7 protein-coding genes and 2 pseudogenes are annotated in these 9,903 nt (G+C 63.6%); 3 read left to right on the top strand and 6 right to left on the bottom strand.

What is annotated here, in order from left to right; translation table 11 throughout:
• Positions 1-229 precede the first annotated feature (229 nt).
• The 3 genes from HWY30_RS12605 (at position 230) to HWY30_RS41050 (ending at position 3,889) form a co-directional block, all read left to right on the top strand.
• On the top strand, positions 230-1,312 hold the full coding sequence (locus HWY30_RS12605; protein ID WP_090809221.1) for a tartrate dehydrogenase: 1,083 nt from the start codon (positions 230-232) through the stop codon (positions 1,310-1,312).
• Positions 1,313-1,812: 500 nt separating this feature from the next.
• Positions 1,813-3,171, top strand: coding sequence for an MFS transporter (locus HWY30_RS12600; RefSeq protein WP_090809219.1), 1,359 nt, complete (start codon positions 1,813-1,815; stop codon positions 3,169-3,171).
• Positions 3,172-3,556: 385 nt separating this feature from the next.
• Entirely contained in the window at positions 3,557-3,889 is a 333-nt protein-coding gene (locus HWY30_RS41050; RefSeq protein WP_090809217.1) for a hypothetical protein, read from the top strand.
• 12 nt (positions 3,890-3,901) lie between these two features.
• Here HWY30_RS41050 and HWY30_RS12595 read toward each other — a convergent pair.
• The 6 genes and pseudogenes from HWY30_RS12595 to HWY30_RS12570 form a co-directional block, all read right to left on the bottom strand.
• Positions 3,902-4,072 (bottom strand): annotated as a pseudogene (locus HWY30_RS12595) (glycosyl hydrolase 53 family protein); the annotation flags it as partial.
• Between the two features lie 37 nt (positions 4,073-4,109).
• Positions 4,110-6,074 carry a beta-galactosidase gene (locus HWY30_RS12590; protein ID WP_090809215.1) on the bottom strand — a complete coding sequence of 655 codons (1,965 nt, stop codon included), beginning with the start codon at positions 6,072-6,074 and terminating at the stop codon, positions 4,110-4,112.
• A 60-nt stretch (positions 6,075-6,134) separates the two neighbouring features.
• Positions 6,135-6,986, bottom strand: coding sequence for a carbohydrate ABC transporter permease (locus HWY30_RS12585; RefSeq protein WP_018424689.1), 852 nt, complete (start codon positions 6,984-6,986; stop codon positions 6,135-6,137).
• 27 nt (positions 6,987-7,013) lie between these two features.
• A complete protein-coding gene (locus tag HWY30_RS12580) occupies positions 7,014-7,919 on the bottom strand; it encodes a carbohydrate ABC transporter permease (protein ID WP_090809213.1) in 906 nt (301 codons plus the stop codon).
• A gap of 90 nt (positions 7,920-8,009) precedes the next feature.
• Entirely contained in the window at positions 8,010-9,209 is a 1,200-nt protein-coding gene (locus HWY30_RS12575) for an ABC transporter substrate-binding protein (RefSeq protein ID WP_244144891.1), read from the bottom strand.
• Between the two features lie 270 nt (positions 9,210-9,479).
• Positions 9,480-9,707, bottom strand: a pseudogene (locus HWY30_RS12570) (ATP-binding cassette domain-containing protein); the annotation flags it as partial.
• Positions 9,708-9,903 lie beyond the last annotated feature (196 nt).

Here is a 9,903-nt window from a genome sequence, read left to right as displayed (position 1 = left end):
ATTACGAGAGTAGACGCGATCCGGCCAAAGTTTACAAGCACGGCTTTCAAGTCATTGAATGTAAACGGCTTGCTGGCGCGGGCGGCTGCCGCAGCGAGATGTGTATAACGCTATGGGTTAAGCCTTGCAGGAGAGGCACGCCGCGCCTGGCACGGCATGATCGAATGCACCACGAATAAAATAACCGCCACCACATCCCCACTCCAATTCTTCAAAGGAGAAGCCCAGCATGTCGAACAAATACCGGATTGCCGTCATCCCCGGCGACGGCATCGGCGTCGAGGTAATGCCCGAAGCGCTGCGCGTACTCGAAGTCGCGACGCAACGCTTCGGCATCGAGCTCGAATATCGGCGCATCGAATGGGCGAGCTGCGACTACTACGCGAAGCACGGCAAGATGATGCCGGACGACTGGAAAGCGCAACTGCAATCGGCCGATGCGATCCTGTTCGGCGCGGTCGGCTGGCCCGACACCGTGCCCGATCACATCTCGCTGTGGGGGTCGCTGCTGAAGTTTCGCCGCGAGTTCGACCAGTATGTGAATCTGCGGCCCGCACGGCTCCTTGCGGGCGTTCCCTCGCCGCTCACGGGACGCAAGGCCGGCGACATCGACTTCTGGATCGTGCGCGAGAACACCGAGGGCGAGTATTCGTCGGTGGGCGGCGTGATGTTCGAAGGCACCGAGCGCGAGTTCGTGCTGCAGGAGTCGGTGTTTACGCGGCATGGCAGCGAGCGCGTGCTGAAGTTCGCATTCGATCTCGCGCAGCGCCGCGCGCGCAAGAAAATCACCGTCGCAACGAAGAGCAACGGCATCGCGATCAGCATGCCGTGGTGGGACAAATGCGCGGCCGGCATCGCCGCGCAGTATCCGGACGTCACGTGGGACAAGCAGCACATCGACATCCTGTGCGCGCGTTTCGTCCTGAACCCGGACCGTTTCGACGTGGTCGTCGCGACCAATCTGTTCGGCGACATCCTGTCCGATCTCGGCCCCGCGTGCACGGGCACGATCGGCCTCGCGCCGTCGGGCAACGTGAATCCGGACCGCAAATTTCCGTCGCTGTTCGAGCCGGTGCACGGCTCGGCACCCGATATCGCCGGCAAGCACATCGCCAATCCGATCGCGATGATCTGGTCGGCCGCGATGATGCTCGACTTCCTCGGTCATTCGAGCGGCAAGGAGCGCGAAGCGCACGACGCGATCCTGAAGGCGATCGAGGCGACGCTGATCGAGGGTCCGCACACCGGCGACCTCGGCGGCAAGGCAAGCACGAGCGAAGTCGGCGAGGCGATCGCGGCAAAACTCGCCTGATATGAACGACGCGCCAGGCCCATCAAAGCGCGCTGCGAATGCCTGGCCGCCGATCGTTCGACATGAAGGGATGACGGCGCAACGCCGGATGCGCCGTTATCGACAGTTGCGCCGCTCGTAGAGCGACCATTCGCCCTCGTGCGTCACCAGGGCGACATCGCATTCGCTATCGCCTCGTCCTTTCTGCGGCCCGATTGCAGCGCGCCGCCTCCCACGCATCGGCGGGCACGTCGGCCACTGCGAAGCTCGGGTATTCCCCCGTTGACCGCATCGAATTCATTCCTTACAGTGGCGCGCGTTCGCATAGAGAATCACAGTTCTTTATTCGAACAAATTCCCTCGCCCGGCGCGATTCCGTCAAACCGATCCGTCCGGGATGATTCATTGCCGATGAACGGCCAGTTGGCCCGCCGCAGGCATCGTACGCCGTTGCCAGACGGCGTACAGTCTTAGAGAAGAATAGCTCGTCGTGTCGGGCCTTTCGCTGCCAGGAGACCATCATGAACCGCAGCCCCGCTGTGAACGTTCAAACCTTCATCAACGAGCATCCGTTTTCGCCGTTCCAGTGGCTGATCTTTTTCATGTGCTTCGTCATCGTCCTGCTGGACGGTTTTGACACTGCTGCGATCGGCTTCATCGCGCCTTCACTGATCACCGAATGGGGTATCAGCAAGCCCGCGCTCGCGCCGGTGCTGAGCGCCGCGCTGTTCGGCCTCGCGTGCGGCGCGCTCGGCTCGGGTCCGTTGTCCGACCGCCTCGGGCGTCGCTCGATGCTGGTCGGCTCGGTGCTGCTGTTCGGCGTCGCCTGCCTCGCGTCGGCGTTTTCGACCGGCATCGACCAACTGACCGTGCTGCGCTTCGTGACCGGCGTCGGCCTCGGCGCCGCGATGCCGAACGCGGTCACGATGATGGGCGAGTACTGCCCGGACAACCGCCGCGCCACCGTGATCAACCTGATGTTCTGCGGCTTCCCGCTCGGCGCCGCGTTCGGCGGCTTCCTCGCCGCGTGGATGATTCCGCATCTGGGCTGGCGCAGCGTGCTGATCCTCGGCGGCGTCACGCCGCTGCTGCTGTTGCTGCTGTTGCTCGCGAAGATGCCGGAGTCGGTCCGCTACATGGTCGCGAATAACAAGCCGGCCGAGCGGATTCGCGCCGCTCTCGCGCGCATTTCCGGCGACGCGGTGCAGGCCGTCGGTTTCACGATGACCGAAACCGCGCCGCAAACCGGCGGCAAGGGTCTCGGCGTCGTGCTGTCGCGCTCGTACATCGTCGGTTCGGTGATGCTGTGGGTCGCGTACTTCATGGGCCTCGTGATCTTCTACGCATCGATCAACTGGATGCCGATCCTGCTGAAGGACGCCGGCCTCACGCCGCAACGCGCGACGCTGATCTCCGCGCTGTTCCCGCTCGGCGGCGTCGGCGCGGTACTGGCCGGCGTGCTGATGGACCGCTTCAACGCGAACCGCGTCATTGCGGTGTGCTATGCACTGACCGCCGTCAGCGTGTACTTCATCGGTCAGGCGGCCGGCAACGTCGGCGCGCTCGTGCTGATCGTGTTCATCGCCGGCGTGCTGATGAACACCGCGCAATCGTCGATGCCGGCGCTCGCCGCCGCGTTCTACCCGACCGTGGGCCGCGGCACGGGCGTCGCGTGGATGCTTGGCGTCGGCCGCTTCGGTGGCATTGCGGGTTCGTTCCTCGTAGCCGAGTTGGCGCGCCGCCACTTCTCGTTCGGCGGCATCTTCGCGACGATCGCGGTGGCGGGTCTGCTATCGTGCGTCGCGCTGCTGATCAAGCAGGCGGCACGGCCGCAGGCGGCGGAAGCGGGTGCGTCGAAGACGGAGTCGTTCGGCCATTGAGCCTGCAATGAGATGTGCGCGCCAGCGGACCGGTAACGGTTCGACCGAGTGGTGACCCAGAAGCCGCCCTGCGAATCGCAGGGCGGCTTTTTGTTTCGCTGAACGCCCGGGATCTCTCGCTTACCTGAACGCGAGCAGTTGCTCGACACACAGCAGCACGGCAATCAGAACCATCGCCGCGCCTGAAACCTGGCTAAAGGATCGGCCGCTGCCGCTGCGACGCATCGACGTCACACCCGTTCGCCTGCGGCATTGTGATCCACGGCGGCGAAAAGCGCCCCGGCCTACTTCCCGATACACTACGCAACAATTTTTCCGCGCGCGGCCAGGCGCGGCGATCACCGCCGCTGCCGCGCCGCCGCCGTCTCATGTCAGGACTCCGGTAATGAAACGCGTAGTCGTATCCGCGCTCCTCGCGCTGTGCATCGCGCAGCCGGCCGCTCAGGCCGTCGCGCAGACCGTCAGCGATCAATGTTTCGCGCTCGGCGATATCGCCGGCCAGGTCGCGTCGTGGCACGCACACAAAAAGACCAAAGCTCAGGCGCTCGAGCAGGCCGCCCGCTACTACAAAGATCCGTCCGACCGCGCGGCCGTCGACGCGATCATCGAAAAGATCTACAGCCCCGACGCGCCACACATGACGCCCGATCAGGCGAGCATGGCGATCACGTCGGAGTGCGTGAACCAGCACAAGGGGCAGGCATCGCCGGCACAGTGATGCCGGCGTGTCACCCGCGATGCCGCCGCTGTCGATATGCAGCATCACCTTGATACGCCCGTCGACGGATTTGACCGCGTCGTGCCCGGCCTTCAGCAGCGCCGCGAGGTTATCGAGCTGATCGTACTTGCCGAGCGGCCACAGCATGCCACCGGTGATCTCATTGCCGATCTGCACCCACTCGGTTGACTTCCTGCCGTGACGTGACAACCACACCACGTCACGCATCTTTCCACGCGCAGACGTCGCCGGTATTCAGGCGCGGCTCGCCGAGCACGAACGTCGCATTGCGCGGTGCTGGCGCCTGCACCGGTTGCGCGCCGAAATTGAATGCGAAGGTCAAGCCGCCGCGGCGGCGCAGCCTCAGTCCATCGGCGAGTACCTGCGTATCGAGGCCCGAATCGCGCGCCGCCTGCCGCAACAGCGTGCGATGCAGTTCATGCGACAGCCAGCCGGCCACATAGCGCACGTTGCCGTGCGTCAGCAGCGCGGGCCAGGCATCGTCGAAGCGCGCGGCAATGCGTGTCTTGCCATTGGCGCGCACATGCTCGCGCCAGTGCAGCGCGTAACCCTCGGTGCCGTCGATCGACAGCGCGGGCGCGAGCGTCGAGCGCAGCGTTTCGACTTCGAGCACCTGGATCGGCAGCGCGCGCTGCAACGCGCCGGGCGGCAGATTGCCGGGAATCGCGAACGCGTCGGTTTTCGAGCCGCTGCGTGGGCCGAACACCCATTGCGCGTTCGAACGCGCGATCTGCTCGACGAGCGCGGCGTCGATCACCGCGAGACTCGGCACCACGACTAGCTGGTAGCGCGAAAGATCTGCCCGGCTCGACACGATATCGACATCGAGCCCGAGTTCGCGCAGCGACTCGTAGTAGTCGAACGCGAGCGTCTGGTAGTCGAAGCCCTTGCCGTGACGCTGGATTTCGAACATCCACTGCGTCTCGTAGTCGAATACCAGCGCGGTGGCCGCGCGCGCGGGCGCGGCGAGCGTCGACAGCGCCGTACTGCCCGCGATCTCACGCGCGGCCCGTTGCACCTCGAGACCGCCCGGCGACAGTTCGTCGTTCGGCAGATTGAGCCCGGAATGCATCTGCTCCTGCGCATACGGGCACTGACGCCAACGGAAATACGACACCAGCTCCGCGCCATGCGCGAACGCCTCGTACGCCCATAGCCGCACCATGCCCGGCGCCGGAATCGGATTGCACGACGCCCAGTTCACCGGACCGGCCTGCTGCTCCATCACCCAGAAGCGCCCGCCGCCAATGCCCCGGTAGCGGTCGTGATCGAACGCGGACACGTCGGGATGTCCGGTACGCGCGAAGCGCGCCTTCTGCTCCTCCGGCAACGCGATCGACTCAGTGCGCGCAATCGGATAGCTGTCCCATGCGGCGACGTCGATCGCGTTGTCGGCGGCGAAGCGATAGTGATCGAAGGTCGTGAAAAAGCCCATGAAGTTGTGCAGCAGATCCGCGTTCGGCGCATGCTCGCGCAACACCTCGATCTGCTCGCGATGGAAGCTCGCCACCTCGTCGGACATGAAGCGGCGAAAGTCGAGCAGATGGATCGGATTGGCGTCGGTGGGTGTCAGCGTCGGCAGCCCGATCGCGTCGAACGACGGGTACTCCATGCTCCAGAACACGTTGCCCCACGCGTCGTTCAACGCGCCGATCGTTGCGTAGCGCCGCTGCAGCCACGCGTGAAAGCGCTGCAACGCCGCGGCCGAATAGCTCGGCACCGTGTCGTGGCAGCCGAGTTCGTTATCGGTCTGCCATGCGACGATCGACGAATGCCGGCCATAGCGCTTCGCCATCGCGGTGACGATGCGCACGCATTCGCGCCGGTACGTGTCGCTCGAAATATCGTAGTGACGCCGCGAGCCGAAACGCCAGCGCGCGCCGTCCGCGCGCACCGGCAACACGTCCGGATGCGCGTCGACGAGCCACTTCGGCGGCGACGCGCTCGGCGTGCCGAGCACGAGTTTCAAGCCCGCTTTCGCGAGCGTTTCGACCGCTTCGTCGAGCCATTGCCAGTCAAATTCGCCGGCGCGCGGCTCCATACGGCTCCACGCGAATTCAGCGATCCGCACATGCGTGATGCCGAGTTCGACCATACGTTGCGCGTCGTCAGCCCACATCGCGCGCGGCCATTGTTCCGGGTAGTAGCAGACACCAAGTTGCATGTGAAAGTCTCGTGGTGAGTTGACGTCGAGCCGTCGTTTCAATCGTGTTTCAGGCGCCGTTTATCCCTTGCTCGCCCCGAAGGTCAGTCCGGCGACGAAGTGCCTTTGCATGCCGAAGAACATCAGCACCGAAGGCAACGCGGCCAGCACCGAGCCCGCCGCGACGAGGTTCCACGCGGTCGTCCACTGCCCTTTCAGCGCGGCGACGCCCACCGTGATCGGCGCGGCGTCGTCGCCTTGCGTGAGGCACAGCGCCCAGAAGTAGTCGTTCCACACGAACGTGAACACGAGGATCGCGAGCGCGGCGAGCGCGGGGCGGATCAGCGGCAGCACGATGCGCAGATAGATCGTCCACTCGCCCGCGCCTTCGACGCGCGCGGCCTCGATCATCTCGAACGGCAGTTGCTTGATGAAGTTGCGCAGAAACAAGGTGCAGAAGCCGGTCTGAAACGACACATGAAAGATCACCAGCGCCCACACGGTGTTGAACAGGCCGAACTTCAGCGCCATGTCGCGCACTGGAATCATCAGGATCTGGATCGGCACGAAATTGCCGGCGACGAACGCGAACAGCACGGCCGTGTTGCCCGGAAAGCGATACGTCGCCAACGCGAAGCCCGCCATCGACGCGAGCACGATCGCGCCGATCACCGACGGCACCGTAATCAGCACGCTATTGGCGAAGTAATGCAGCATCGGCGTTTGCGTGAGCGCGGTGCCATAGTTCTCCAGCAACGCGAAGTGTTTCGGCCACGTCCAGTAGTCGCCTTGCGACAATTCATCCGTCGAGCGGATCGAGGTCAGCAGCACGGCGAGCATCGGCAGCAGCCAGATAAACAGCGCCAGCGGCAGCGAGGCCTTGTAAAGCGTGCGATTCAGCGGTTTCCAGCGTTCGACGGGAAGCGGATACATGACCGGGTACTCCTGACGTTCAGAGAATCACCGTTCCTCGCGCAACATGCGGCGCAGATGGAACACGATATAGACGAGCATGATCGCGAACAGCACGACCGCAATCGCGGCGGAATAGCCTTCGCGGTAGTACTTGATCGCCTGGTCGTACATGAAATAGGCGAGCACGGTGGAACTGTCGAACGGACCGCCGCCACTCATCACCGCGATCAGATCGAAGCTGCGCAGTGCGCCGATCACGGTCAGCACCACCGCCATGAAGGTGGCGGGCCGCAATTGCGGCAGGATCACGTGCCACAGCAGTCGCAGCCCTTGCGCGCCTTCCATGCGCGCGGCCTCGACCACCTCGGGATTGATGCCGGTGAGCCCGGTCAGATACAGGATCATGCAGAACGGCGCCTGCGGCCACAGCGCGGCGAAGATGATGCCGAACGTGACCGTATGCGGATCGCCGAGCACCGGAATGCCACGGCCGACGATCAGCCGCAGCAGCCCGAACGTCGGATCGTAGAACCAGCTGAATACGAGGCCGACCACGACGCCCGACAGCACGAACGGCGCGAAAAACAGCGACTTCACGACGCGCATGCCGCGCACCTGCTGGTTCAGATACAGCGCGAACAGCAGACCGAGAGGCGGCGCGAGCAGAAACAGCGCGAGCCAGATCAGGTTGTTCTTCAGCGCCGTATAGAACGTATCGGACTGAAACAGCTCGACGTAATTGGCGAGACCGGCGAAGGTCTTCGGCGTCATGCCGTCCCAGTGGTAGAAGCTCAGCGAAATGCTGCTGATGATCGGATAGATCACGCACAGCGCGAACAACGCGCAGCCCGGCAGCAGAAAGAAAAACGCGGCGCGATGCTGATGACGGCGCGTCGTCGAGACGCGACGGTGCCGCGCCGCGGGCAGGCGGCGCGCTGCTGTATGTGACATGGAACGGCCTCGTCGGAAATCGAAGGCGGAATTGGGACCCGCAAGGGGACCCGCAAGCCGGCCGCGCTCAGGCGGCCGGCGCGGCGGGACTTACTTCTGGTAGATGCGCTTGCGCGTCGCTTCGAGATGAGCGAGCACGCTGTCGAGTTGCGACGGATCGCTGTAGAACTGCTGCATGGCCTTCATGCCTTCGTCGGCCATTTCCTTCTGCATATCGCGATCGTAGAACTGCGCGATGCCGCCCTTCGTGTTCGCGAGCGTCTGGAAGCCGACCTTCGAGATCGCGTCCTCAGGCGCCGCCGCCTGGCTGTTCGACGGCAACTGTCCCCAGCCCTTCGCGAGTTCGGCGTTGATCTTCGGCGTCTCCATGAACGCGAGTAGCTTGCGCGCGTCGGCCTTGTTCTTCGCCTTCGCCGGAATCAGCAGCACGTTGACGGGGCCGTCCTCGGCCATCGGCACGTTCGCGTCGAGCACCGGAAAGCGGAAGAAGCCGATCTGGTCCTTGATCGACGGCGCGAAGCTCGCCGAGAAGAACGTGCCCATCAGCATCATCGCGGCTTTGCCGTTGTTGAGGATCGGGCCGATCGAATCGACGTCGTACGACAGCGCATTGTCGATAAAGTCGTGATTGTCGAGCAGCGTCTTCCACGTCGTGTAGACCTTCTTCACGCGCGGATCGGTGTACGGAATTTCGCCGGCCATCAGCTTCTGATGGAACTCGTTGCCGTTGATGCGCAGATCGAGATAGTCGAACCAGGCGGCCAGCGTCCAGCTGTCGCGTGCGGCCACCGCGATCGGCGCGACGCCGATCGCCTTCAGCTTCCTGTTGGCTTCGAGCAGTTGGTCCCACGTTTTCGGCTCGCTCCTGATGCCGGCCTTCTCGAACAGATCCTTGCGATAGAAGAAGCCGTACGCGTCATAGCCGAGCGGTGCCGCATACTGCTTGCCCTTGTAAGTCGACGCGTCCTTGACCGACGCATACTGCTGCGACCAGCCGTTCTTCGCCCAGTCCGAGCTCAGATCTTCGAGCAGACCACGTTGCGCGTAATAAGCCATCCGCTCGCCGTCGTGCCACGAGACGACGTCGGGTGGATCGGTGGCGAGCCAGCCGCCCATCTGCACCTTGTAGGCTTCCTCGGTCACGTAGGTGATTTTCAGGTCGATGTCGGGATTGGCTTTCTTGAACTGGTCGAACGCATCCTGCCAGGTCGAGCGCTGATTACCGCGCGCCGATACGTTGACGTTCAGCGTGGCCGCGTCGACCGCGGCGCTGCCGAGCCCGCCGGCCATCACGGCGGCGGCGATCGACACCTGTGCGAAACGGCGAAGGCGAAGAGCAATCATCTATGTCTCCTTGTCTACCTTGTTGACCGGCGACGCAGCGTGGCCGGCGATGTAACCCGCTCTATGGCGGAATTCAGTCTGACGAACCGTTCAAGCAGGTCCGCCGTCGACGATCGTTCAGGCGGCCGCGCGTTCCGGCTCGAACGTGCTACGCCGCAGCGCGAGTCCCTGTTCGTCGAACAGATGACAGGCAGCGGGCGGAACATGGACGCGGATGCGCTCGGCGGCCGGCACGTCGTTGACGAGGCGGCCACCGATATGCAGCTCGCCTTCGCTGAGGTCTTCGAGACCGGCGATCATCCGTAATAAGGTCGACTTGCCGCAGCCCGAGGGGCCGAGAAACACGCAGAATTCATGCTGCGCGATCTCGAGATTCACGCGCCGGATCACCGGCGGATGGTCGCCGTAGGCCTTTTGCACATCCCTCAAACGAATCGTCGCCATGCTGTCTCCGCCTTGATTTAACCGCTTAAATTTTGGCCGAAATAAAACGCCCTAGCCTTGTGCCGACTGCATTTAATCGCTTAAATTCGAGTTCGACGGATAAAGTCATGGTGGGTGTCTCCGTTACATTTTCGAGAAAGTTAGCAATGTCGCAGGCCGTTTGCAACATTTGAATTGACCTCCCTAAATATGGGAT

The sequence above is a fragment of the Paraburkholderia tuberum STM678 genome, assembly GCF_902833905.1.
Taxonomy (GTDB): Bacteria; Pseudomonadota; Gammaproteobacteria; order Burkholderiales; family Burkholderiaceae; genus Paraburkholderia; species Paraburkholderia tuberum.
This window is presented reverse-complemented; position numbering and strand designations above follow the sequence as displayed.

Coding starts and splice junctions, on each gene's coding strand:
- HWY30_RS12590 (WP_090809215.1), bottom strand. CDS start 6,074: ATGCAACTTGGTGTCTGCTACTACCCGGAACAATGGCCGCGCGCGATG.
- HWY30_RS41050 (WP_090809217.1), top strand. CDS start 3,557: ATGAAACGCGTAGTCGTATCCGCGCTCCTCGCGCTGTGCATCGCGCAG.
- HWY30_RS12580 (WP_090809213.1), bottom strand. CDS start 7,919: ATGTCACATACAGCAGCGCGCCGCCTGCCCGCGGCGCGGCACCGTCGC.
- HWY30_RS12575 (WP_244144891.1), bottom strand. CDS start 9,209: ATGGCCGGCGGGCTCGGCAGCGCCGCGGTCGACGCGGCCACGCTGAAC.
- HWY30_RS12600 (WP_090809219.1), top strand. CDS start 1,813: ATGAACCGCAGCCCCGCTGTGAACGTTCAAACCTTCATCAACGAGCAT.
- HWY30_RS12605 (WP_090809221.1), top strand. CDS start 230: ATGTCGAACAAATACCGGATTGCCGTCATCCCCGGCGACGGCATCGGC.
- HWY30_RS12585 (WP_018424689.1), bottom strand. CDS start 6,986: ATGTATCCGCTTCCCGTCGAACGCTGGAAACCGCTGAATCGCACGCTT.